This window comes from Actinomadura syzygii, from assembly GCF_008085905.1.
Classification (GTDB): domain Bacteria; phylum Actinomycetota; class Actinomycetes; order Streptosporangiales; family Streptosporangiaceae; genus Spirillospora; species Spirillospora syzygii.
The window spans coordinates 39387-61710 of sequence record NZ_VSFF01000017.1 but is presented as its reverse complement, the minus strand read 5'-3'; the positions used below and the strand labels follow the sequence as shown (position 1 = coordinate 61710).

The window sequence follows — 22324 nt, the reverse complement described above, 5'->3', positions numbered from 1 at the left end:
ACCGTCCAACGGCCTCAGCAGTCGCAGGCAATGGAGCCGACGAGGGTGGTCAGCGGGTCGGCCCCGCGCTTCTGGACGCCGTCCGCGGTTTCGACCGGGAAGCCCTCGCGGATCCAGTACTCGATACCGCCGATCATCTCCTTGACCCGATAGCCGAGCCGCGCCAGGGCGAGCGCCGCGCGGGTCGCGCCGTCGCAGCCGGGGCCCCAGCAGTAGGCGACCACGGGAACCGCCGGATCGAGCAGGGTCGCCGCCCGGGCCGGCAGGTCGACGGTGGGCAGGTGCACGGCGCCCGGCACATGGCCTTGCTCCCATGCCGCGTGACCGCGTGAGTCGACGAGGACGAAGCCCGGGTCGCCGGATTCCAGCGAACTGTGGACATCGGAGACGTCGGCCTGGAAGGTCAGCCGCGCGGTGAAGAAGGCGACGGCCTGGTCGGGCTCGGCCGGAGGCTGCCGCAGGACCGGACTGGTCATGGTCTCGTTCATGGGGAAGACGCTATGGCGCGCGGCCGCCGCCGGGAAGTGACGATCACCGGCCCGGTGGACGTTCGACCGGGGAAGCAATGGTATTAGTCGCACATGACCGCTGTTTCCCTGGACGAGACCGACATGCGCCTCCTGGAGGCCCTGCAGCAGGACGGCCGGCTCAGCTACGCGGAGTTGGCGCGCCACGTGTCGATGTCCGCCAGCGCCGTCACCGAACGAGTGCGCCGCCTTGAGGAGAGCGGAGTGATCAGCGGTTACACCGCGACGGTGAACCCGGAGCGGCTCGGGCTGGGCATCCTGGCCTTCGTCCGCCTCCGCTATCCGATCGGCAACTACAAGCCGTTCGACGACCTGCTGGCGACCACGCCGGAGATCATGGAGGCCCACCACGTGACGGGCGAAGACTGCTTCGTCCTCAAGGTGATCGCGGGTTCCATGGCCCATCTCGAAACGACGACCGGACGAATCGCGACCCTCGGCCAGATCACCACCAACGTCGTGTACTCGACCCCTCTCCGAGCCCGCCCCCTGACGACCAAGGCCCAGTAACCGGGGATGGGCGCGGCGCCGGGGGCGTATCGTGCCTCGCATGGCTGGGAAGAAGGTTCATCCGGTTTTCGTGGTTCTTTGTTTCGCGGGGCTGTTAATCGTGGGTTTCGCGCTGGTCGCCAGTACGGTGGCGGGGGCGAAGATTGACGAGACGGACGCGGACAAGGGGGAGGTCCAGCTCCAGCTCGCCGCGATGCTCAATTACGCGATCATCGGCGCGGTCCTCGTGCTGGCCGGGATCGGGTTCCAGTTGACGGCCGGGCAGAAAACGGCTCCGCCGCCGCTTCCCGGGCAGGGCCTTCCGTACGGGCAGCCGCAGTATCAGGGCGCGCCGCAACAGCAGCAGCCGCAACAGCAGCAGCCGCAGCAGGCGCCGCCCGCCCGGCAGTGGGGGCAGCAGCCGCAGGGCCCGCCGCCGTCCTGATCAGGACGTGCGGGCGCCGAAAAGGCGGCGCGCGTTTCTCATCGTGGCGTCGAACGACGCTTCCGTGATCGCCTTCGTCATGAAATGGCACGTCCAGGTGACGAGGAAGGTGCCGATGATGAGTACGGGCGCCCATGTCCAGGTGAGCTGGACGACGATCCGCTCAAGCGCCGCGTGCGGGGCGACGACCGGTTCCCAGCTGTTCAGGCGGGCCCATCGGCCGAGGAAGATGCCGATGGCGCAAACGGCGTGCGCCGCGATGGTCGCGCGTCCTTGCCAAGCGCCCAGTCCGATCCGGGAAAGGTGCCGCAGGGCGGCGCCGAGCGCCAGGTAGTAGGCCAGGAAACCCGAGCCTACGAGCAGCGCGTAGACGGGGAGGATCGCGGTCACGACGGGGCCGCCCTCGTCGGCCAGCAGGATGTCGCCCCGCAGGTGGACGAGGTCGGTGACGACGTACGGCGCGTTCGGCAGGAAGAGCACGAACAGTACGAGCCCGGCCCACCAGAACGGTGAGCGCGAAAGGCGCCGCCCGCGGAAGAGGACGCAGGCGAGAGCGACGGGTATCCAGGCGAGAAGGGTGTTCCAGCCCATCCACCAGATGTCACGACGAAGGACGCCGACCAGATTCGGCGCCACCTGCTCCAAGGTCCCCATGCTTTCCATGATGCATGAGCGTCCTCTTCAGGGGGCGTGATGTAGAAGCGCAGCCACGCGCTGGTCGCGCCATTCGGCGCGGCCGTCCGCCGTGTCCCTTCGCGGGATTTCGAGGAGGCGGCAGACCGGCTGGTCGTGCACGGCGTCCCGCACGTCAGCGGTCCCGCTCTTCGTCGATCACCATCCAGTCGTCCTCGCCCAGGCCCGTGCCCGGGTTGCGGCGGTCGGTGGCGGACAGGGTGAAGTCGCGGCCGGTGGCCTCCTCCCAGCGGCACGCCCAGGCGTGCAGCGCCGGGGCGTCGTGCTGAACGTCCCGCAGGCGCGCGGCGAGGTCGTCGCCCGCGAACTGGAATTCGTACGCGTCGGGATCGCGGGCGAGGTCGAGCTTGTAGAGGCTGTCGAAGAACGGCTTGGCGGGTTTCGGCCCGCCCTGCGAGAAACCGGCGGAACGGTATTTCGCGACGGCGTTGTCGGCCCGGCGGATGCGCTCGTCGTCCGACGCGCCCCGGTGCTGCTGGATGACCCTCGACCGCAGTTCGCCCTCGTTCTGCGGAAACCATTTCTTCGGGTCCTGCGTGCAGAACGCCGCGCCCGGCCCCTGAAGCCGGACGTCGGCGCCGGTGATGCCCTCCGCCGTGAGCGCGTCCCGCAGTTCGTCGACGCACCGCGTCCATTGCTCGGGACGCATTCCGAGCGGCGCGCGGCGGGCCCGCATGTCCCACGCCCGCTCGGGGGTGACGTCGGCGAAACCGTACTCGCGCTCGGAGAACGTGTACCCGGTCTGGTCCGTGGCGACGGGGAAGAGCGGCCGGTCGGGCGCTCCGCCGCCGCCCGGCCCGGGGGGACGGGATGCGGCGGAGACCACGAACCATTCCTCCTTTTCGCCGGACGACGCCTCGTCCGGACGGTCGCGGCCCGCCGCCCGGTTCTCCGTCCGGCTTTCCGCGCGGCTTTCCGTCCGGGACGGCCCGCCCTCGCCGCCGGGGCGATCCGGCGGCGGCGCGGGCGGACGCTCGGCGGGCTCCGCCGGACGGTCGGTCTTCTCCGTGTTCCCGTCCCGGTCCAGGGTCATGGTCGGTCAGGTTATTGAGCAAGGCGTCCGAGGGGAAGGTCGAAACCACATGGACGGCCTGACAAGTCAGATGTCAATCCGCTTGGGCGGTGCGCGCATCGCCGCAAGCGACCCAAAGGGCTCCCACGGACCAATGCGACTCCGATGGAGACGCCCGCCCAATCCCGTCCCGCCTCGACCTGGGCTGCACCGGGAGGCAGGTGCATCGGCCCCTGAGAAGGCGGCTCGGGTGGTGAGGGTGCGGGGGTGTGGGGGGCGTCCTCCGTGGGGGGTGATTGGGGAGTGCGGTGGCGGGTTCGGGAGTGGTCGGTCGAGGCGTGGCCGTTCCAGTAGCGTTCGCGGCCCATCAACTCCGGGTCTGGGTACCACCCAGGTGGTGCGCTCACCGGACTCCGCCTCCCGTCAGGGCGGGTCAAGGCTTGCGCGCGCCGCGACTCAGCGTCAACGGGACGGTCACAGCTTCGGCGTGAAGGGGCGGCGGTGCGAGGGGTCGTCCGGCTCGGCGAGGCCGCGCAGGGCCGTCTCGACCAGTTCGATGCCCTGGAGGAGCGCGACGAGGCGGGCGCCCTCGCGGCGGTAGGTGTCGAGGACGGACTCGACCCCGTGCGGCGGGACGACGTCCCCGAGGTCGACACGGGCGGTGCGGAAGCCCTCGCGGGCCGCCTCGACGGAGGCCGCGACGTGGTGGCGCGCCATCCGGGCGAGGGCGATCGGGTAGCGGCGCAGGACGCCGTAGCGCCGGTACTCGGGCGGGACGAGCTCCAGCAGCCAGGCGAGGGCGGTGTCCTCGAAGCGGTCGGTGCCCGGCGGGTGCACCCGCGACGGCCAGCCGGGCGGGACGTAGGCGCTCACGAGGCCAGGATAACCCGGATTCGAACCTATGTTCGATGGACGGAGGCGGTCATTCGGCGGGCGGGGTCCGCCGGATGCGGATCTTGCCGGAGGCCAGATCGTCCCGGGAGTCGCCGTCGCCGGTCATCTGGTGGTCGTCCTGGCGCATGGACTTCTGCCGCTCCTGCTCCTCGACCTTGACCTTCTTCGATCCCTCGAAGACGGAGGCGAGGTCCTCGAACATGCCGCCGCCGAACCCGGCGCCGGTCTTGCCGTCGCCGCGGATGGCGCCCATCAGGGACGACTTGCCCGTCCCGTCGGTGGGCCACTCGACGGACTCATGCTGGGCCGGCTCGGGGCGGGTGCCCATGGCGCGTCCCTTGACGCGCTTGCGGCGGCGAAAGGGTGACTTCACACACTCTCCAACGCGATGAGTCTCCAGATTGATCCCGGCGGGAGGTCAGGTCGCGAACGACCACCGGGTGGGAGAACCGGTGAAGTCTCCCTGGCGGAGCCCGAACACCCGCTGTGGCCGCACCGCGACGGTCGCGTTCACTTCGGGGTCCAGGAAGTCGACACGATATCGGGTCGAGTACTTGGAGTTGACAAGGTCGATGAAGCGCTGGAGGTCGCGCCGCTCGGTGAGGATCTCCGCGCGGCCCTCGATGACCACGGGGTTCTCCGCCTCCTCGGTGGCGACCGTGACCTGCGGGTTCGCCCGCAGGTTCACCATCTTCCTGGACGGGACGGCGCTGCTGAACAGCAGTGCCTCGCCGTTCCACACGGCCCAGACCGGCATGGTGTGCGGGCGCCCGTCCGGCCGGACGGTGCTCAGCCAGAAGTTGCGCGCCGCCCGCAGCCGTTCCACGGCCCACGACCAGGGGAGCAGGCCGCTTCCCTCGTCCGGTCCCTGGATGCCGTAGCCGGGCATCAACGGACGTTCCGCCGCGGGCTCCGCGGGCTCCGGTTCCGCGGCGGCGCCGGAAGCCGACATGGCGTGCTCCTCTCGCTCGGGATGGCCCCAGGCCATCGTTCCAGACCCCCGGCGGTCCCCGTGACGCACGGCGGCTCGTTGGGAGCGGCCCGGCGCGGTAGCCTGCGGGACGTGCGCCTATCCCATGTCATCGCGGCACTTGAGGAGCTGTATCCGCCGGCGTGGGCGGAGCCCTGGGACGCGGTCGGGCTCGTCTGCGGCGATCCCGACCGGGAGGTCGGCCGGGTGCTGTTCGCCGTCGACCCGGCGGCCGCCGTGGTCGGCGAGGCGCTGGACTGGGACGCCGACCTGATCGTCACGCACCATCCGCTGCTGCTGCGCGGCGTCCACTCGGTCGCCGCGACCACGCCCAAGGGGCGGCTCGTGCACCGGATGATCACGAACGGGGTGGCGCTGCACACCGCGCACACGAACGCCGACCGGGCCGACCCGGGGGTGTCGGACGCGCTGGCCCGCGCCGTCGGCCTGACCGGCGACCTGCGTCCGATGGCGCCCGCCGCCGACGACCCGCGCCGCGGCCTCGGCCGGATCGGGGAGCTGGCCGAGCCCGTGACGCTGCGCGAGTTCACCCGGCGGGCGGCGGCGGGCCTGCCGGCCACCGCGCAGGGCGTCCGGGCGGCGGGCGACCCGGACCGCGAGGTCCGCACGGTCGCGGTGTGCGGCGGCGCGGGCGACTCGCTGCTCGACACCGCGCGGGCGGCGGGCGTCGACGTGTACCTCACGGCCGACCTGCGGCACCATCCCGCGTCGGAGTTCGCCGAGCACGACGGGCCCGCGCTGGTCGACGCCGCGCACTGGGCGACGGAGTGGCCCTGGCTCGCCGACGCCGAGCGGCGGCTGGCCGCGGTCTCGCCGGACACGGGCAAGTTGGAGACAAGGGTGTCCGCGCTCGTCACCGACGCGTGGCGCCTCCACGACGAAGGAGCAACTTGAAAGCCGCACCGCAAGCCCAGCTTCGCCTGATCGACCTGCAGGACCTCGACAGCTCGCTGGACCGGCTGGCCCACCGCGGCCGGACGCTGCCCGAGCTGGCGGAGATCGAGCGGCTCGACGGCCGCCTGACCGAGCTGCGCGACGCGATCGTGGCGGCCGAGACCGAGGTCGGCGACCTGCAGCGGGAGCAGCGGAAGGCCGAGCAGGACGTCGACCAGGTCCGCACCCGCGCGGACCGCGACCAGAAGCGGCTCGACTCCGGGCAGGTGACGTCCGCCAAGGACCTCGGGAGCCTGCAGACGGAGATCGAGTCGCTGCAGCGCCGCCAGTCCGACCTGGAGGAGGTCGTGCTGGAGATCATGGAGCGGACGGAGGAGGCGGAGGGCCGGGTGGCCGCGCTCCGCGCCGAGCAGTCCGCCGCGCAGGGCGAGCTGTCCGCCCTGGCCGAGCGCCGCGACGCCGCGCGGCGGGAGATCGACGAGGAGTCCGGGACGACGAGCGCCGCGCGCACCGCCGTCGCCAAGGACGTCCCGGACGAGCTGCTCGCCCTCTACGAGAAGCTGCGCGGCCAGTTCGGCGGCGTCGGCGCGGCCAAGCTGTTCCGGGGCGCGTGCCAGGGCTGCCACCTGGCGCTCAACACCGTCGACCTGAACAACATCCGGACCGCGCCCGAGGACGAGGTGATCCGCTGCGAGGAGTGCCGCCGGATCCTCGTCCGGACGCCGGAGTCCGGCCTGTGAGTGGGCGGAAGCTCGTTGTCGAGGCGGACGGGGGGTCGCGCGGCAATCCCGGGCCGGCCGGGTACGGGGCCCTCGTCCGCGACGCGCTGACCGGGGAGGTGCTCGCCGAGGTCGCCGAGTCGATCGGGCACGCGACGAACAACGTCGCCGAGTACCGGGGGCTGATCGCGGGGCTGCGGGCGGCGGCGGAGATCGACCCGTCCGCCCGCGTCGAGGTCCGGATGGACTCCAAGCTCGTCGTGGAGCAGATGTCCGGCCGCTGGAAGATCAAGCACCCGGACATGGTGCCGCTCGCCCTCCAGGCCAGGGAGCTGGCGGAGGGCCTCGGCGCGGTGTCCTACGGCTGGATCCCGCGGAACCGGAACGCGCACGCCGACCGGCTCGCCAACGAGGCGATGGACGCCGCCGCGCGCGGCGAGCACTGGGTCCGCCGGGTGGAGGACGAGCCGGGGGAGCCGGAGCCGCCGCCCGCGCCGTCGGCGTCCACGCCGCTGACCACGGTCCTGCTGCGGCACGGCGAGACTCCGTTGTCGGTCGAGAAGCGCTTCGCCGGGACGACCGACGCCCCGCTCACCGGGCACGGCCGCGCGCAGGCACGCGCCGCCGCGCTCGCGCTGAAGGGGCGGGGCCTCGACGCGATCGTCACGTCCCCGCTGGCCCGCTGCCGCGACACGGCCGCCGAGGTCGCCGCCGCGACCGGGCTGGACGTCCGGGTCGAGGACGGCCTCCGCGAGGCCGCCTTCGGCGAGTGGGAGGGGCTCACGTTCGCCGAGGCGGGCGAGCGCTGGCCCGGCGAGCTGAAGGCGTGGCTCGCGAGCCCGGACGCCGCACCGCCCGGCGGGGAGAGCTTCGCGCACGCCGCCCGGCGCGTCCGGACGGCGCTCGACAAGCTCAAGGTGCGCCACCGCGAGCGGACCGTGCTCGTCGTCTCGCACGTGACGCCGATCAAGCTGCTCGTCGCGACCGCCCTCGGCGCCCCCCTCCCGGCCCTGTACCGGATGCACCTGGACGTCGGGTCGCTCTCCTCGATCGACTGGTACGCCGACGGCCCGGCGACGCTCCGCGCGTTCAACGACGTCCACCATCTGGAAACCTGAGCGGGAACTGACCGGAACCGGCCTTCCCCTGCCCGCCCGCCGCCGCCTACGCTGCGCGAAAGGCCGCGATCGCCGCCGTGACCTGGGGGAGGACCCGTGACCACCAAGATCCTGCTGGACGAGTCGAGGCTCCCGGACCGCTGGTACAACGTCGTCCCCGACCTGCCCGCGCCGCCGCCCCCGCCGCTGCACCCCGGCACCCGGGAGCCGCTCGGCCCGGACGACCTGGCCCCGCTGTTCCCCGCCGACCTCATCGCGCAGGAGGTCACGGCCGACCGCTTCGTGGAGATCCCCGAGGAGGTCCGGGAGGTCTACCGGCTGTGGCGGCCGACGCCGCTGATCCGCGCGCACCGCCTGGAACGCGCCCTCGGGACGCCCGCGCGCATCTACGTCAAGTACGAGGGCGGTTCGCCGTCCGGGTCGCACAAGCCGAACACGGCGGTCCCGCAGGCGTTCTACAACGCGCGGCAGGGCGTCCGGCGGCTGACCACCGAGACCGGCGCGGGGCAGTGGGGGAGCGCCCTCGCGTTCGCGTGCGCGCAGTTCGACCTCGACTGCGAGGTCTGGATGGTGCGCGCCTCCTACGACCAGAAGCCCTACCGCCGGTCGATGATGGAGCTGTTCGGGGCGCGGGTGCACGCGAGCCCGTCGCCGCTCACCGCGTCCGGCGCGAAGGTCCTCGCGGACGACCCGGACTCGCCCGGCTCCCTCGGCATCGCGATCAGCGAGGCCGTCGAGTCGGCCGCCCCGGACGACACCCGCTACGCGCTGGGGAGCGTGCTCAACCACGTCCTCATGCACCAGACGGTGATCGGCGAGGAGGCGCTCGAACAGCTCGCCATGGTCGACGAGGCGCCCGACCTGATCGTCGGGTGCACCGGCGGCGGGTCCAACTTCGCGGGGCTGTCCTTCCCGTTCCTGCGCGAGAAGCTGCGGGGGCGCATGAACCCCGAGATCCGGGCGGTGGAGCCGGAGGCGTGCCCGTCCTTCACGCGCGGCCGCTACGCCTACGACTTCGGCGACACCGCGGGCCTCACGCCGCTGCTCAAGATGCACACGCTGGGGCACGACTTCGTCCCCGACCCCATCCACGCCGGCGGGCTTCGCTACCACGGCATGGCCCCGCTGCTGTCGCACATCTACGACCTCGGCCTGTTCGGCGCCGAGGCCAAGCCGCAGCGCGAGTGCTTCGAGGCGGGCGTCCTGTTCGCCCGGACGGAGGGCATCGTCCCCGCGCCCGAGCCCACGCACGCGCTCGCCGCGGCCGTCGAGGAGGCCCGCCGCTGCGTCGAGACCGGCGAGCCCAAGGTCATCCTCACCGCGCTCTGCGGCCACGGCCACCTGGACATGGCAGCCTACGACCGCTTCCTGGCCGGACGCATGGAGGACCAGGCCCTGCCCCAGTCCCGCCTGGACGAGGCCCTCACCACGCTCCCGTGATTTGCCACACCCGATAGCCTTCGTGGTGGTGGACGAGCCGGCTGGACGGCCGCGTCGGGGAGCGATCCCCGTCGAGGAAAGTCCGGGCTCCACAGGGCAGGGTGGTCGGTAACGCCGACCCGGGGCGACCCGCGGGACAGTGCCACAGAAAGCAGACCGCCACCGGTCCGCCGGTGGTAAGGGTGAAACGGTGAGGTAAGAGCTCACCAGCGCCCACGGTGACGTGGGCGGCTCGGTAAACCCCACCCGGAGCAAGGTCAAGAAGGGGCCTCCGGGCCCCGCGCAGGCGTTCGAGGGCGGCCCGCCCGAGCCTGCGGGTAGACCGCTGGAGGCCGTCGGCAACGGCGGCCCGAGATGGATGGCCGTCACCCGCCGCCCGTTCGGGCGGCGGGCACAGAACCCGGCTTATAAGCCGACTCGTCCACCCACATCCTTTCTGTCACTCCTGTCCGTTTCACTGGATGAAACCGATGTGCTTTCCCGTGGAAGGAATCGCCTAAAGTAGATCATCTAGTCACTCGATGGACCAGGGGACAGATGTGACCAGGCGTGAGCTGGATCTGCAGACCGACATCCCGCATTCGGCCCGGATCTACGACTACCTTCTCGGCGGCAAGGACAACTATCCGGCCGACCGCGCGGCGGCGGGGAACATCGTCGCGGACTGGCCCAACCTCCCGGTGTCCATGCGCGCGAACCGCAAGTTCATGGCGCGGATGGTCCATCACCTGGCCGCCGAACGCGGCATCCGGCAGTTCCTCGACATCGGCACCGGACTGCCCACGTCCCCGAACCTGCACGAAGTCGTGCAGGGCGTCGCGCCCGAGTCGCGGATCGTCTACGTCGACAACGACCCGATCGTGCTCGTCCACGCGCGGGCCCTGCTGACGAGCTCCCGCGAGGGCAGGACGGGTTATCTCGACGCCGATTTCCGGAATCCCGACGCGATTCTAGAGTCCGACCAACTGCGCGAATATCTGGACCTGAGCCAGCCCGTCGCGCTGAGCCTCATCGCCATCCTGCATTTCATCATCGACGACGCCGAGGTACGGCGGATCATCGATCACCTCATGGCCCCGCTCGCCCCGGGCAGCGTCCTCGCGCTGTCCACGACCACGCTGGACAACAATCCCGAGGTGGTGGCCGCGGGCGTGGCCGCCTACAACGCGCACGGCATCCCGACCGTGGCGCGTACCAAGCCGGAGGTGGAGACCTTCTTCAACGGCCTTGAAATCCTCGACCCGGGCGTCGTCCCCGTTCACCGCTGGCACCCCGACGAGGAGTCGTCCCGGCTGGACGACCCGCAGGTCACCATTCACGGCGGCATCGCCGTCAAGAACTGAATGGTTTAACGGGCGCCGTTGAAAGTTGAAAATCGGCGATTGACAGGCCCCTGAGCCCTGGTTAACCTCCGTCAAGATCCTGGATCCGTGTTCATTGACGTGCGCCTGGGAATCCGATTCCCGGGCGCACGCCTCTTCGGCCGTCGAAGAAAATCGACCACATTCCGTGAAGAGGGAATCACATGCGTAAAGGGATCGCCATTTCCGCCGCGTCCGCCGCGGCGCTCGCCCTGACCTCGGGTCTCGTCCCCTCGGCCGCGGCGTCCACGCGGACGCCCGCCGCGGGCCCGAGCGGTGTCACGATCGACATCGTGACCACCAACGGCTCCGGCTGCGCGGTCGGCACGACCTCGGCCACCCTGTCGCCGGACGCCGGGGCGTTCGGCATCGGATACACCGCTTTCACGGCCCAGGCGGGCGGGTCGTCCAAACCGACGGACGCCCGCAGGAACTGCCAGCTGAATCTGAGAATTCGCGTCCCGGAGGGCTTCACCTACGCCGTCTCCGGGATTGACCACGGCATCCATGCCAGCCTGCAAACCGGTGCGAAGGCCACCTACAAGTCCAGCTACTATTTCCAGGGCGCCCAGCAGACGGAGGGCCGCTCCGCCGAACTGTCCGGCCCCAGTAGCAATTTCAAGTTCACCGACGTGATTCCGGAGAGCAACTTCGTGTGGAAACCGTGCGGTGTGGAGCGTAATTTCAACGTCAACACGGAACTGCGCGTCGACATGGGGGCCTCGGACGGGACGAAGGTCAGCTCCGTCTCCATGAACAGCGGCGACGGCGGCAGCACGGTCTACCGCCTCGCGTGGAAGAGCTGCTAGCGACCCCGCGGCGGCGGCTCACGGGATCTGGCTCACGGCATCCGCTCATACCCGCGCCCGCGCCCGCGCTCCGGTGGGGACGTGAGGGAGGGGCGTACGACGCGACTGGATTGGGGCACGCGACACAGAACGGATGAAACGGTGCGCTTACCGTCCAGGTAAGAGCTGATCGCCCTGATCGGTGACGACGGCGGGGCCGGGTGCTGTGCCCCGTCGAGAGGAGCGCAGATGTTCGTCATCGTGTTCGTGGCCCTCGTGCTCGCCGGGGGGCTGGCGGGACTCGTCTACCTGTGGGACTTCTCGCGCGCCAGCCGGCGCGACGCGCTGTTCCTGCCGGCGTCCGACCGGCGCGCGCGGCGCGCGCGCCGGGTGACGGGGATGTACGTCCGCGACACCGCGCAGCGCGACGGCGAGCTGGCCGGGACGTCGCCGTCCCCCGGCTCGCCGCACTGAACCGCAGACCGTCGCCGAGCGCGTGGGGTCGTCCGGGCGGAGGGACGATCCCACGCTTCTCCCCAACCCGCGCTTCTCCCCAACCCGCGCTTCTCCCCAACCCATGCTTCGGCCCAGCCGATCGACTGGGCCGACGCCTTCTAGCCGATGGTCCAGGAGTGGGGCGCCGCGTCCGGGACGGGCTCGTCCGGGACGGGGACGAACGCCCCCCGCGCCCGGTCGAACATCTCGACCTTGGCGGACTGGAGGTCGAGGTAGAGCCCGACCAGCTCGATCTCCCCGGCCTCCACCCGTGCCCGCAGCCACGGGTAGGTGAGCAGGTTGTCGAGCTGCTGCATCACGTTGATCTTGCAGAGCCGGGTCAGCGGCGGCTCGTCCGTGCCGGACGGCTCCTCGGCGAGGAAGCGGGCGAGGCTGTGGTTGCCGTGCTTGAGCCAGCGCGACAGCCCCGTCAGGTGCTCGACCTCCGTCCCGCCCGCGAGGAGCGCGGCCATGGCGCCGCAGTTGGAGTGGCCGCAGACGGTGATCGTCCGGATGTCGAGGACGTTGGTCGCGTACTCGACGGTCGCGGCGACGGAGTCGTCCGGCGTCCGGGAGCCGTGCCGGGGGACGAGCGCCCCCACGTTCCGGTTGATGAACAGGTCGCCGGGCCCGCTCGCGGTGATGATGTTCGGCACGATGCGCGAGTCGACGCAGGTGATGAACAGATGCTCGGGCTTCTGCGCCATCGCCAGCTCGGCCATGATCGGCCGGACGAGCCGCGCCGTGCGGCCGTGGTACTCGCGGACGCCGTTCAGCAGCACCGTGGCCGGGGACACCTCGGGGGCGTCCAGCTCGGCCTGGGGGCGCCGTCGCCGGTTCGCCCAGGGGGCCCACCAGCGGGACGACGAGGGCGGCTTACGTGGAGCGGACATATCGCCTGTCACAGCTCTTTCATACCAAGCCTCGTGAACCTCGTCGATGTCGACCCTGCCACCTTGCCGTTCGTGGGCCAGCCGCCACCGGTGGACGGCGTCGAACGCGGCATGGTCCATGAAGTCCACGTCGAGGTCCAGATCGACGTGCGCGCCGGGCGGGACGTCCTGCAGCACGCGCGTCAGCCTCGGGACGCCGAGGAAGGTCAGTGTCCCCTCCACGACGACGTGGGCGCGCAGCGGCGCGGGGCCGTCGTCCGGGGCGGGGACGAGCCGCTCCGCGCGCACCGACAGCCGGGTCAGCCGCCGCAGCGCCAGCACCGCCATGATCCCGATGCCGAGCAGCACGCCCTCGCCCAGCCCGAGCAGGACCACCCCGGCGAGGGTCGCGTAGTACGCCGGGGCCTCGCGGTGGTGCCGCAGGTCGCGGACTTGTCCGAGGTCGGTCAGCCGGACGCCGAGCACGATCAGCAGCGCGGCGAGCGCGGCCACCGGGACCTGCTCGATCAGCGGCCCGCAGGCCAGCGCGAGGACGAGCACCCACACGCCGTGCAGCACCGCCGACCATCGCGACCGCGCCCCGGCCTCCAGGTTCGCGGTGCTCCGCACGATCACGCCCGCGATCGGCAGCCCGCCGAGCAGCCCCGACACGGCGTTGCCCGCGCCCTGGCCGACGAGGTCGCGGTCGAGGTCGGCGCGCGGGACCCCGGCGGGCCGCGCCCGGTCGATCGCCACCCCGCACAGCAGCGACTCGACCGCCGCGACCAGCGCGACGGACACGACCGCGCCGACGACGCCGGGCAGCGAGCCGTGCGGCGCGACGGGCGCGCTCCAGCCGCCGAGCAGCGTGTCCGGCAGGTCGACGCGGCGCGCGTCCGAGCCGAGCGACCAGGCGGCCAGCGTGGCGAGGACGACGGCCGGGAGCGGCCCGGGCACGAGCCGCAGCCGCCCGTCGCGCGGCAGCCGCGACCAGGCCAGCAGGACGAGCACCGTCAGCCCGCCGAGCAGCGCCGGAGCGGGGTGCGGGTGCGCGAGCTGGCCGGGCAGCTCCCGCAGGTTGGCGAGCGCCGACTCCTGCGGCCCGCCGCCGAGCACCACGTGCGCCTGCGCCAGGACGATCACGACGCCGGCGCCCGCGAGCATTCCGTGCACGACGGCGGGGGAGACGGCGAGCGCGGCGCGGGCGACCCGGCAGGCGCCGAGGACGATCTGCAGCAGCCCGCCGAGCAGCGTGATCGTGCAGGTGGCGCGCCAGCCGTAGGTCTGCACCAGCTCCGCGACGATCACCGTGAGCCCGGCCGCGGGCCCGCTCACCTGGAGCGGCGACCCGCCGAGCGTCCCGGCCACGATCCCGCCGACGGCGGCGGCGATCAGCCCGGCCTCGACCGGCGCGCCCGCCGCGACCGCGATGCCCAGCGACAAGGGGATCGCGACCAGGAAGACGACGAACGAGGCGAGCAGATCACGGCGGAAGGAAGACGGAACACTGAGTGGCTTTGAAGTCACTCCGTGTATATAACCAGGATGCCCGGCGATCTACCCGCCATAGGTCCGTCACCGGGCCAGTACGGTCGGCCGGGAAAAGCGCGAGGGCCGCCGGACGGATCCGGCGGCCCTCGAACGCGGGTGGTTCAGCGGCGGTAGTTCTCCCAGTCGTCCGCCGGTGGGCGGGAGCCGTACTGGGAGTTGTCGTTCTGCTGCCCCTGCTGGTAGCCGCCCTGCTGGTAGCCGCCGGAGTAGCCGCCCTGCTGGTACGCCTGGGTGGCGTTCGGGTCGGGGTAGCCGCCCTGGGCGGACGGGTCGTGCGGGGCGGACAGCGGGTCGTTGCCGCCGTTGTAGCTGCTGCCGCTGAAGTCGCCGTAGACGCCGCCGGAGCCGGTGTTGGAGCCGCCGCCGGAGCCGCCCTCCGCGCCGCCGTACGTCCCGCCGAAGGAGTCGCGGCCGCCGCCGAGCGGGTCGTCGTAGCGGGGCGACGCCGTCTCGCCGTAGGCCGGGGCCGTCGGGTAGCCGTCGTTCTGCTGCCCCTGCCCGTAGCCGGACGGCGCGCCGAGCCCCGAGTCGTACCCGGACCCGGACGGCAGCCCGGAGCCGCCTCCCGAGTCGTAGCCGCTCGACTGCCCGGGAGACGGCCACGGCCCGGTGTTCCCGCCGGGGGCCGGGCCTCCGGACCCGCCGCCGAAGGACCCCGTGCCGAGCGGGTCGCCCAGCGGGTCGTTCAGGGAGCCGCCGCCGTAGGAGCCGCCCGGGTCGGACGGACCCGACGTCCGCTGCCGGTCGTTCTGGATGCGCTGGAGCAGCTCGTCCACGGTCGGGAGCTTGTGGCCGTCGGTGTCGGACCCGCCGCCGGCGTGCGCCGCCGGGGCCGCCGGTGCGGCGGGCGCGGGCGGCGGGGCGGCGGGCTCGTCCGGACGGCCGAGCGGCAGCCCGAGCGGGTCGGACACGCGCGGGTCGCCGCCGAGCGGCCCGCCCGGACCGACGGGCGACGGGCCGGTGGTCGAGGGTCCGGTGGTGGACGGGCCCGTGGTCGACGGCCCGAAGGCGTCCGGGCGCCCGCTGGAAGGCGGACTCGCGGGCGGGCGTCCGCCGAGCGGGTCGGAGTAGTCGCCGTAGGACGGCGGTTCGTGGGAGCCGTACTGGGGCTGGTCGGAGTAGCCCTGGTCCTGGTAGCCCTGGTCCTGGCCGCCGCCTCCGTAGGACGGCTCGCCGCCCCCGTAGTCGGCCGCCCCGTACGCGGGCTGGGGCTCCTGCCCGCCGTACACCTGCTGGTCGGGGACGCCGGGACCGCCGTAGGACGGCTGGCCTCCGGGCATGCCCTGGCCGAGGTCGGTGGGGATGGGGTCGAGCGCCGTCGAGCCGGGGTCGTGGCCCGCGAACGGGGACCCGCCCTGGAAGCCGCCGGGCGCGGGCATCTGCTGCGGGCCGGTGCCGCCGCCCATGCCGAGCGGCTGGCCGTCCATGCCGAGCGGCTGCCCGTCGGCGTTCATGGAGACCGGCTGGGTGAGGGCGGGCTGGGTGAGGCTCGGGTGCGGCGGGCCCGGCTGGTCGACCGGCTGGTCGGCGGGGCCCTGCGCGTTCAGCGGGTCGGCGGCGGGGTCGACGCCCGGCCGCTCGCCGTTCTCGTCGTGCTGCCAGGGGAACTTGGGCTTGTCGAAGGTGATCGTCGCCCAGTAGTCGTCGTCCTCCATCTCGTCGGAGGCCGGGGCCGACGGACGCGGCGGGGCGGGAGCGGACGTCGGGGCGGCGAGCGGCCCGCCGGCGACGCGGCGGTCCGGCGCGGCGACGGGCTCGGGCGCGCCGTGCCGGTCGTAGCCCGCGTCGTACCCGGTGTCGTAGCCGTCGCCGTAGCCGCCGTACTCGTCCGGGCCGCCCGCGTCCTCGGGCGGCGGGACTCCTCTGCGGCCGCGCGGCTGCTTCGGCTCGTCGTCCATCCAGTCGTCGTCGTCGCGTCCGGCCTTGCTGGCGCGCAGACCGAGCGCCACGAGGACGACCACGAGGACCACGACCACAATGAGGCCGAAGACCACGATGTAAGAAGTCATGCCACCACCCAATGCCTTGGCCCGGCGAGAGTCTCCGGCGCGGACCGCGGGTCCGTGCCGGTGGACGTCGGCGGCCGGTTCGTCCCGGGAGCCGGCCGCCCCGGCTCAGCCAGATTGTCTCCGACCGCTATGACCGTTGTCACACCCTTCGCGCACATTTAACCCTCACACGGCGCGTGCCGACCGGCCGCCCGGCCCGTCCGCACACCCCTGTCGGCTCCGGCCCCCCGTGGGGTCCGCGCTGACCGTGCGTTCGCGCTCCACGATCAACGCGCCTGCTTGCCGCCGAAGTTCCCGGTGATCCGTCCCCGCCCGATGGTGTGCTCGGCGATGGCGGGCAGCGAGTCCTTCAGTGCGGCCCCGTTCTGGAACGGCGCCGGATCGTCCAGCGCGTAGATGGTGAACCGGTACTGGTGCCGTTCTCCCTTGGGCGGGCACGGCGGCGCGTAGCCCACCTTCTTCTCCGTGGTCGTTCCCTCGACGGTCCTGTCCAGCGGGGCACCCTCGACGAGCTCGTTCACGGTGCCGTCGATCCCCGCGATCACCCAGTGGACGTAGGCGCCGCCGGACGCGTCCGGGTCGTCCATGACGATCGCGAACGACCTCGTCCCGGCCGGGGTGCCCGACCAACGCAGCGGCGGGGTCCTGCCCTGTCCGCCAGCGTACGTCCTGCAGCCGTACCGCGGGGGCAAGTCGCGCCCATCGCGGAAGACCGGGCTGGTCACGGTGAACCACTCGGACAATTCGGCGCTCTTGTTCTCGGGCTGGCCGATCAGCCCGCAGCCGCCGAGGGACCCGGCGAGGGCGAGGGCGCCCGCCGCGGCCTTGATCGGACGCCGGTCTCTGCTCATCATCGATTTCGCTCCCGGGCGAGATCGTACGCCGCGCGCCGCCGGATCGCCGCCGTCCAGGCCCGCCTGTCGGCCGCGCGCGTCCCGCCCCGGCGCCCCCTTCCCTCGTCCGCCCCAACGATAGGGCGTCGCGGGGGGTGGAACGGGTCGTTCGGACGGGCCGCGCGTGGTCTGCCGAGCGCGGACGCTGTGAGCTTGGTCATGTGCGCTGGAGGCCGCCTCCACCCGGAAATCGACAAGGAGTGGCGTGTTTCACAGCGTTATCGGCGTCCAGGTTTGCCAGGACGGGAAGTTCTGACGTTCTTCCCCGGTTATTGATTGGTGCGAGGGACGTTCCATCAGGTAGCTTGTGAATGTCTTCACAAGCTGACCGCGACATTTGGAGGCCGCAATGGCCAGGCCCGTCGAGGACGCCGCGGGCGCCCCCCACATCCTGATCGTGGGAGGTGGCTACGTCGGCATGTACACCGCCCTCCGCCTGCAGAAGAAGCTCAAGCGCGAGCTGAAGCGCGGCGAGGTCAAGGTCACCGTCGTGGACCCGAACTCGTACATGACGTACCAGCCGTTCCTTCCCGAGGCCGCGGCCGGGAACATCTCCCCGCGGCACGTCGTCGTCCCGCTCCGCCGGGTGCTGCCGAAGTGCACCGTCCGCAAGGCGCGGGTCACCGAGCTGAACCACGACGAGGGGTGGGCGATCGTCCAGCCGCTCGCCGGGCCGCCGGAGCGGATCCACTACGACTACCTGGTCATGGCGGCGGGCGCGGTGCCGCGGCTGCTGCCGATCCCCGGGCTCGCCGAGAACGGCATCAGCCTGAAGACCGTCGGCGAGGCCATCCACCTGCGCAACCACGTCCTGGAGCAGCTGGAGATCGCCGAGTCGACCGACGACGCCGAGCTGCGCCGCAAGGCGCTGACCTTCGTGTTCGTCGGCGGCGGCTTCGCGGGCGTGGAGGCGATCGCCGAGCTCGAGGACATGACCCGCGACGCCACCAAGTACATGCGCAAGGTCACCCCGCAGGACCTCCGGTTCATGCTCGTCGAGGCCACCGACCGGATCCTCCCCGAGGTCGGCCCCGAGATGGGCCGCTGGACGGCCGAGCAGTTCCGCGGCCGCGGCATCGACGTGAAGATGAAGACCCTCCTGGTCTCCGCCGTCGACGGGCGGATCGAGCTGTCGGACGGCAGCGCCTTCCAGGCCGGGACGCTCGTGTGGAACGCGGGCGTGAAGCCGTCGCCCGTCGTCCGGCGCGGCGACTTGCCCGTGGACGAGAAGGGCCGCGTCAGGGGCACCGAGTACCTGACCATCGAGGGCCTGGTCCGGGCGTTCACCGCGGGCGACAACGCCGCCATCCCGGACCTCACGCAGGACGGCGAGTTCTGCCCGCCGAACGCGCAGCACGCCGTCCGGCAGGCGAAGCTGCTCGGCGACAACATCGTCCGGTCGCTGCGCGGCAAGGCGCTCAAGCCGTACGTGCACGGCAACCTCGGCACGGTCGCGGGCCTCGGCCTGCACAAGGGCGTCGCGAACCCGCTCGGCATCAAGCTCAAGGGCTGGCCCGCGTGGTTCTTCCACCGCAGCTACCACGGCGCGATGGTGCCGACCCTGAACCGCAAGATCCGCGTCGTCGCGGACTGGACGCTCGCGCTGTTCCTCAAGCGCGAGACCGTCTCGCTCGCCACCGTCGAACAGCCGCGCGCCGACTTCGAGCTGGCCGCGCTCGACGGCGCCGGGCACCGGAACGCGGAGCGGCCCGTGTCGGAGAACGCCGCCTGATCACCGGCCCGGGGACGCCCCGGCGGCCGCGCGCCGCCGGGGCGTCGCGCGTTCCGGGGCACAATGAGCCGGTGCGGATCGGCATCCTCGGCCCCTTGGAGGTGCGCGCGGACGGCGGCGCGCCCGTCGACGTCGCGGGCGCCCGGCTCCGCGCGCTCCTGACGCTGCTGGCGCTTGACCCCGGCGCGGTGATCCCGGCCGAGCGGCTCATCGACGGGCTGTGGGCGGACGACGTCCCGCGCGGCGCGCCGAACGCCCTGCAGTCGCTCGTCTCCCGGCTGCGCGCCGTGATCGGCCGGGACGCGATCGAGTCGCGCCCCGGCGGGTACCGGCTCGCGCTGCCGCCGGACGCGGTCGACGCCCGCGACTTCGAGGCGCGGGTGCGGGACGCGCGCCGCGCGGACGCGCCCGAGGCCCGGTCCGCCGGGCTCCGCGCCGCCCTCGCGCTGTGGCGCGGCCCGGCCCTCGCCGACGCCGCCGGGCTCCGCTTCGCCGAGGCCCCGACCGCCCGGCTGGACGCGCTGCGCCGCGCCGCGCTGGAGGAGCGGCTGGACGCCGACCTCGCGCTCGGCCGCCACCGCGAGCTCGTCCCGGAGCTGGAGGCCCTGGCGGCCGCCGACCCGCTCCGCGAGCCGGTGACGGCGCTGCTGATGCGCGCCCTGTACGCGTCCGGGCGGCAGGTCGACGCGCTCGCCCGCTACGACGAGGCGAAACGGGTTCTCGGCGAGGAGCTCGGCGTCGATCCGTCGCCCGACCTGGAGGCGCTGTACCTGGCCGTCCTGCGGCAGGAGCCGTCGCTCCGGCCGGACGTGCCGCGTCCCGAGCCCGTCGCCCCGGCGAAGGGCAACCTGCCCGCGCGCCTGACGAGCTTCATCGGCCGCGACGACGATCTCAAGCGGGTCGACGAGCTGCTCGGCGCGTCCCGGCTCGTCACGCTGACCGGGCCGGGCGGCGCGGGCAAGAGCAGGCTCTCGCTGGAGGCGGCCGGACGCGCCCGGACGCCCGACGGCGCCTGGCTGGTCGAGCTGGCGCCCGTCACGGACCCGGCCGAGGTCCCGGCCGCCGTGCTCGGCGCGCTCGGGCTGCGCGAGCCGCCGCCGATCGCCGCCGTCCCCGGCCGCCCGCAGCCCCACCACCCGGCCGACCCGCTGGACAGGCTCGTGTCGGCGCTGGCGGACAAGCGCCTCCTCCTGCTGCTGGACAACTGCGAGCACCTCCTCGACGGCGCCGCCCGGCTCGCCGACGCGGTCCTCGCGCGCTGCCCCGGCGTCCGGGTCCTCGCGACGAGCCGCGAGGCGCTCGGCATCACCGGGGAGAGCCTCTGGACGGTCGAGCCGCTGGAGCTGCCGCCGCCGTCCGCGGGGCCCGAGGAGGCGGCGGCGTACCCGTCCGTCCGGTTGTTCGCCGACCGGGCCGCCGCAGTCTCGCCGCGCTTCGCGGCGACCGGCGCCGACGCCGGGTCCGCGGTGCGGATCTGCCGGGCCCTCGACGGGATCCCGCTCGCCATCGAGCTGGCCGCCGCCCGGCTGCGGGCGCTGACGCCCGCGCAGGTCGCGTCCCGGCTCGACGACCGGTTCCGGCTGCTCAACGCGGGCAGCCGCACCGCCCTGCCGCGCCACCGGACCCTGCGGGCCGTCGTCGAATGGAGCTGGGACCTGCTGGACGAGCCCGAACGCGCCCTGTGGCGGCGCCTCGCCGTCTTCCCCGGCGGGACGACCGTGGACGCCGCCGAGGCCGTGTGCGCCGGACCGGACCTGGCACGCTCCGAGGTGTTCGACGCCCTCGCCGCGCTGGCCGACAAGTCGCTGCTGGTCGTCGACGGCGACGGCGACGACCCCCGCTACCGGATGCTCGACACGATCCGTGAATACGGCCTGGAGCGCCTCGTCCAGGCCGGTGAGGAGAACGCGGCCGGACGCGCCCACGCCGAGTACTTCGCGCGGCTCGCCGAGGCGGCCGAGCCGCGCCTGATCCGCGCGGACCAGCTCGTCTGGCTGCGGCGGCTGTCCGCCGAGCACGACAACATCTCGGCCGGGCTGCGCTGGGCGGTCGCCGCCGCGGACGCCCCGCTCGCCCTGCGGTTCTGCGCGGCGCTCGGCTGGTACTGGTTCCTGCACGGGCGCCTCGGCGACGGCGCCGACAACCTGGAGGAGATCCTCGCGCTGCCCGGCGTCCCGGACGACCAGGTCACCGCCCGCGCCCTCGCGCTCGGCGCCATGATCCTGTTCGACAGCCAGCGGCCGGGGGAGCTGCCCGCGTCCTGGCTCGACCGCACCCGGGCGATCTGCTCGCGGTACGACCGGGCGGACCTGCACCCGGTGCTGCGGCTGGCGGTCGAGACCGTCCAGATGTACCTGGGCGGCTGGGAGAACGATCCCGGCGGGCGCGTCCGCGGCCTCGTCGCGGACCCCGACCCGTGGGTCCGGGGCCTCGGCCATTTCATGCGGGGCCACATCGCCCAGAACTTCGGCCGCGTCGACGAGATCGAGGACGCCTTCGACCGGTCGCTCGCCGCCTTCCGCGAGTCGGGCGACCGGTGGGGCCAGTCGTTCACGCTGACGTCGCAGGCGGAGATCCTCGGGCGGCGCGGCGACCACCGCGGCGCCGTCGCCCTCTACGAGGAGGCGCTGCGGCTGAACGCCGAGCTGGGCGGCGGCACTACCGGGCTCCTGCACGTCCACATGAAGCTGGCGAACGAGATGGACCTCGCGGGCGAGCGGGACCGCGCCGAGGCGCTGCTGCACACCGCGATGCGCGACTCCCGGGAGACGGCCTGGCCGGAGGAGACGGCCGCGCTGCACTACCAGCTCGGCGAGTTGGCGCGCCGCTCCGGCGACGCGGCCGAGGCGCGGCGCCGCCTGTCGCGCGCCGACCGGCTCACGGCGGACCTGCCTGGCCCGCCGCAGTTCCGGGCCCTGGTCCTCTGCACTTCCGCCCGGCTCGACATCGAGACGGGCGCCATGGACGACGCGGCCGCCCGCCTGGACGAGGCGCTGCGCTGCGCCGTCCGGTCGCAGGACTACCCGGTCGTCTCCCACGTCCTGGCCGGACACGCGGAACGCGCCCGAGCCCTGGGCGACCCGGAACGCGCGGCCGAACTCCTGGGCACGGCCGACGCCCTCCGAGGCACCCGAGACCTGTCCCTCCCGGACGTCCTGGCCACAGAGTCCGCCGCCCGCAAAACCCTGGGCGACCCGGCCTACCGAGCCGCCTACACCCGAGGCACAACCAAAACCTTCAACGACGTCCTAGAGACCTTCAACCTGACCCCACCCGAACCCCCCACAACCGTCGCCCGCTAGCCCGCCCCCGCACCCCCAAGACAGGTTGCCCTGGACCTGCCAGAACAAGACTCTCTCGGACGTGCCAGAGCAAACCCTCTCGGACGTGCCAGGGGGATT

General features: G+C 72.9%; 21 protein-coding genes and 1 other RNA gene. 12 read left to right on the top strand and 10 right to left on the bottom strand.

The window, feature by feature from the left end; genetic code table 11:
• Positions 1–14: 14 nt before the first annotated feature.
• A complete protein-coding gene (locus tag FXF65_RS38600; protein ID WP_148355290.1) occupies positions 15–488 on the bottom strand; it encodes a rhodanese-like domain-containing protein in 474 nt (157 codons plus the stop codon).
• 93 nt (positions 489–581) lie between these two features.
• Between FXF65_RS38600 and FXF65_RS38595 the strand changes: the two genes are divergently transcribed.
• Both FXF65_RS38595 and FXF65_RS44245 read left to right on the top strand, forming a co-directional pair.
• On the top strand, positions 582–1037 hold the full coding sequence (locus FXF65_RS38595; protein ID WP_148355288.1) for an Lrp/AsnC family transcriptional regulator: 456 nt from the start codon (positions 582–584) through the stop codon (positions 1035–1037).
• Between the two features lie 40 nt (positions 1038–1077).
• A complete protein-coding gene (locus tag FXF65_RS44245; protein ID WP_187412757.1) occupies positions 1078–1461 on the top strand; it encodes a hypothetical protein in 384 nt (127 codons plus the stop codon).
• On the opposite strand, the gene FXF65_RS38585 is transcribed toward FXF65_RS44245, so the two are convergent.
• The 6 genes from FXF65_RS38585 to FXF65_RS38560 all read right to left on the bottom strand — a co-directional run bounded on the left by FXF65_RS38585 (position 1462) and on the right by FXF65_RS38560 (position 5012).
• Positions 1462–2115, bottom strand: coding sequence for a DUF1361 domain-containing protein (locus tag FXF65_RS38585; protein WP_148355285.1), 654 nt, complete (start codon positions 2113–2115; stop codon positions 1462–1464).
• Positions 2116–2269: 154 nt separating this feature from the next.
• Complete coding sequence (locus FXF65_RS38580; protein WP_148355283.1) at positions 2270–3187, bottom strand: hypothetical protein; 918 nt, start codon at positions 3185–3187, stop codon at positions 2270–2272.
• A gap of 11 nt (positions 3188–3198) precedes the next feature.
• Complete coding sequence (locus tag FXF65_RS46350; protein ID WP_378232821.1) at positions 3199–3573, bottom strand: DUF2510 domain-containing protein; 375 nt, start codon at positions 3571–3573, stop codon at positions 3199–3201.
• A 67-nt stretch (positions 3574–3640) separates the two neighbouring features.
• Positions 3641–4039: a hypothetical protein gene (locus tag FXF65_RS38570; protein ID WP_148355280.1), complete on the bottom strand. Its 399-nt coding sequence runs from the start codon at positions 4037–4039 to the stop codon at positions 3641–3643.
• Between the two features lie 49 nt (positions 4040–4088).
• Positions 4089–4433 carry a DUF6191 domain-containing protein gene (locus FXF65_RS38565; protein WP_148355278.1) on the bottom strand — a complete coding sequence of 115 codons (345 nt, stop codon included), beginning with the start codon at positions 4431–4433 and terminating at the stop codon, positions 4089–4091.
• Positions 4434–4478: 45 nt separating this feature from the next.
• Positions 4479–5012 carry a pyridoxamine 5'-phosphate oxidase family protein gene (locus tag FXF65_RS38560; RefSeq protein ID WP_148355275.1) on the bottom strand — a complete coding sequence of 178 codons (534 nt, stop codon included), beginning with the start codon at positions 5010–5012 and terminating at the stop codon, positions 4479–4481.
• 111 nt (positions 5013–5123) lie between these two features.
• On the opposite strand from FXF65_RS38560, the gene FXF65_RS38555 reads away from it, so the two are divergent.
• The 8 genes from FXF65_RS38555 to FXF65_RS38520 all read left to right on the top strand — a co-directional run bounded on the left by FXF65_RS38555 (position 5124) and on the right by FXF65_RS38520 (position 11845).
• Entirely contained in the window at positions 5124–5945 is an 822-nt protein-coding gene (locus FXF65_RS38555; RefSeq protein ID WP_246199385.1) for a Nif3-like dinuclear metal center hexameric protein, read from the top strand.
• On the top strand, positions 5942–6685 hold the full coding sequence (locus FXF65_RS38550) for a zinc ribbon domain-containing protein (protein WP_148355270.1): 744 nt from the start codon (positions 5942–5944) through the stop codon (positions 6683–6685). The genes FXF65_RS38555 and FXF65_RS38550 overlap by 4 nt, the downstream gene beginning before the upstream one ends.
• Positions 6682–7782 carry a bifunctional RNase H/acid phosphatase gene (locus FXF65_RS38545; protein WP_148355268.1) on the top strand — a complete coding sequence of 367 codons (1101 nt, stop codon included), beginning with the start codon at positions 6682–6684 and terminating at the stop codon, positions 7780–7782. The genes FXF65_RS38550 and FXF65_RS38545 overlap by 4 nt, the downstream gene beginning before the upstream one ends.
• Before the next feature lie 96 nt (positions 7783–7878).
• Positions 7879–9222: a TrpB-like pyridoxal phosphate-dependent enzyme gene (locus FXF65_RS38540; RefSeq protein ID WP_148355267.1), complete on the top strand. Its 1344-nt coding sequence runs from the start codon at positions 7879–7881 to the stop codon at positions 9220–9222.
• Positions 9223–9255: 33 nt separating this feature from the next.
• Positions 9256–9646: RNase P RNA component class A (gene rnpB, locus FXF65_RS38535), an RNA gene on the top strand.
• A gap of 115 nt (positions 9647–9761) precedes the next feature.
• Positions 9762–10565, top strand: coding sequence for an SAM-dependent methyltransferase (locus FXF65_RS38530; RefSeq protein ID WP_246199383.1), 804 nt, complete (start codon positions 9762–9764; stop codon positions 10563–10565).
• A 182-nt stretch (positions 10566–10747) separates the two neighbouring features.
• The gene (locus tag FXF65_RS38525; RefSeq protein ID WP_148355263.1) at positions 10748–11392 is read left to right on the top strand and encodes a DUF4360 domain-containing protein; all 645 of its coding nucleotides are present in this window, start codon (positions 10748–10750) and stop codon (positions 11390–11392) included.
• A gap of 228 nt (positions 11393–11620) precedes the next feature.
• Positions 11621–11845 carry a hypothetical protein gene (locus tag FXF65_RS38520; RefSeq protein ID WP_148355261.1) on the top strand — a complete coding sequence of 75 codons (225 nt, stop codon included), beginning with the start codon at positions 11621–11623 and terminating at the stop codon, positions 11843–11845.
• Between the two features lie 140 nt (positions 11846–11985).
• Here FXF65_RS38520 and FXF65_RS38515 read toward each other — a convergent pair whose 3' ends face one another.
• The 3 genes from FXF65_RS38515 to FXF65_RS38505 form a co-directional block, all read right to left on the bottom strand.
• Positions 11986–14265, bottom strand: coding sequence for a SulP family inorganic anion transporter (locus tag FXF65_RS38515; protein ID WP_148355259.1), 2280 nt, complete (start codon positions 14263–14265; stop codon positions 11986–11988).
• Between the two features lie 125 nt (positions 14266–14390).
• Positions 14391–16298, bottom strand: coding sequence for a hypothetical protein (locus tag FXF65_RS38510; protein WP_148355256.1), 1908 nt, complete (start codon positions 16296–16298; stop codon positions 14391–14393).
• A gap of 266 nt (positions 16299–16564) precedes the next feature.
• On the bottom strand, positions 16565–17152 hold the full coding sequence (locus tag FXF65_RS38505; RefSeq protein ID WP_246199381.1) for a YbhB/YbcL family Raf kinase inhibitor-like protein: 588 nt from the start codon (positions 17150–17152) through the stop codon (positions 16565–16567).
• Between the two features lie 388 nt (positions 17153–17540).
• Between FXF65_RS38505 and FXF65_RS38500 the strand changes: the two genes are divergently transcribed.
• On the top strand, positions 17541–18923 hold the full coding sequence (locus FXF65_RS38500) for an NAD(P)/FAD-dependent oxidoreductase (protein WP_148355255.1): 1383 nt from the start codon (positions 17541–17543) through the stop codon (positions 18921–18923).
• Positions 18924–18994: 71 nt separating this feature from the next.
• Complete coding sequence (locus FXF65_RS38495) at positions 18995–22225, top strand: AfsR/SARP family transcriptional regulator (protein WP_148355253.1); 3231 nt, start codon at positions 18995–18997, stop codon at positions 22223–22225.
• The last annotated feature ends 99 nt before the right edge of the window (positions 22226–22324 follow it).

What these genes read in the sequence shown, in the direction of transcription:
- FXF65_RS38600 (WP_148355290.1), bottom strand. Translation starts at nt 488, where the DNA reads ATGAACGAGACCATGACCAGTCCGGTCCTGCGGCAGCCTCCGGCCGAG.
- FXF65_RS38595 (WP_148355288.1), top strand. Translation starts at nt 582, where the DNA reads ATGACCGCTGTTTCCCTGGACGAGACCGACATGCGCCTCCTGGAGGCC.
- FXF65_RS44245 (WP_187412757.1), top strand. Translation starts at nt 1,078, where the DNA reads ATGGCTGGGAAGAAGGTTCATCCGGTTTTCGTGGTTCTTTGTTTCGCG.
- FXF65_RS38585 (WP_148355285.1), bottom strand. Translation starts at nt 2,115, where the DNA reads ATGGGGACCTTGGAGCAGGTGGCGCCGAATCTGGTCGGCGTCCTTCGT.
- FXF65_RS38580 (WP_148355283.1), bottom strand. Translation starts at nt 3,187, where the DNA reads ATGACCCTGGACCGGGACGGGAACACGGAGAAGACCGACCGTCCGGCG.
- FXF65_RS38560 (WP_148355275.1), bottom strand. Translation starts at nt 5,012, where the DNA reads ATGTCGGCTTCCGGCGCCGCCGCGGAACCGGAGCCCGCGGAGCCCGCG.
- FXF65_RS38525 (WP_148355263.1), top strand. Translation starts at nt 10,748, where the DNA reads ATGCGTAAAGGGATCGCCATTTCCGCCGCGTCCGCCGCGGCGCTCGCC.
- FXF65_RS38520 (WP_148355261.1), top strand. Translation starts at nt 11,621, where the DNA reads ATGTTCGTCATCGTGTTCGTGGCCCTCGTGCTCGCCGGGGGGCTGGCG.
- FXF65_RS38510 (WP_148355256.1), bottom strand. Translation starts at nt 16,298, where the DNA reads ATGACTTCTTACATCGTGGTCTTCGGCCTCATTGTGGTCGTGGTCCTC.
- FXF65_RS38505 (WP_246199381.1), bottom strand. Translation starts at nt 17,152, where the DNA reads ATGATGAGCAGAGACCGGCGTCCGATCAAGGCCGCGGCGGGCGCCCTC.
- FXF65_RS38500 (WP_148355255.1), top strand. Translation starts at nt 17,541, where the DNA reads ATGGCCAGGCCCGTCGAGGACGCCGCGGGCGCCCCCCACATCCTGATC.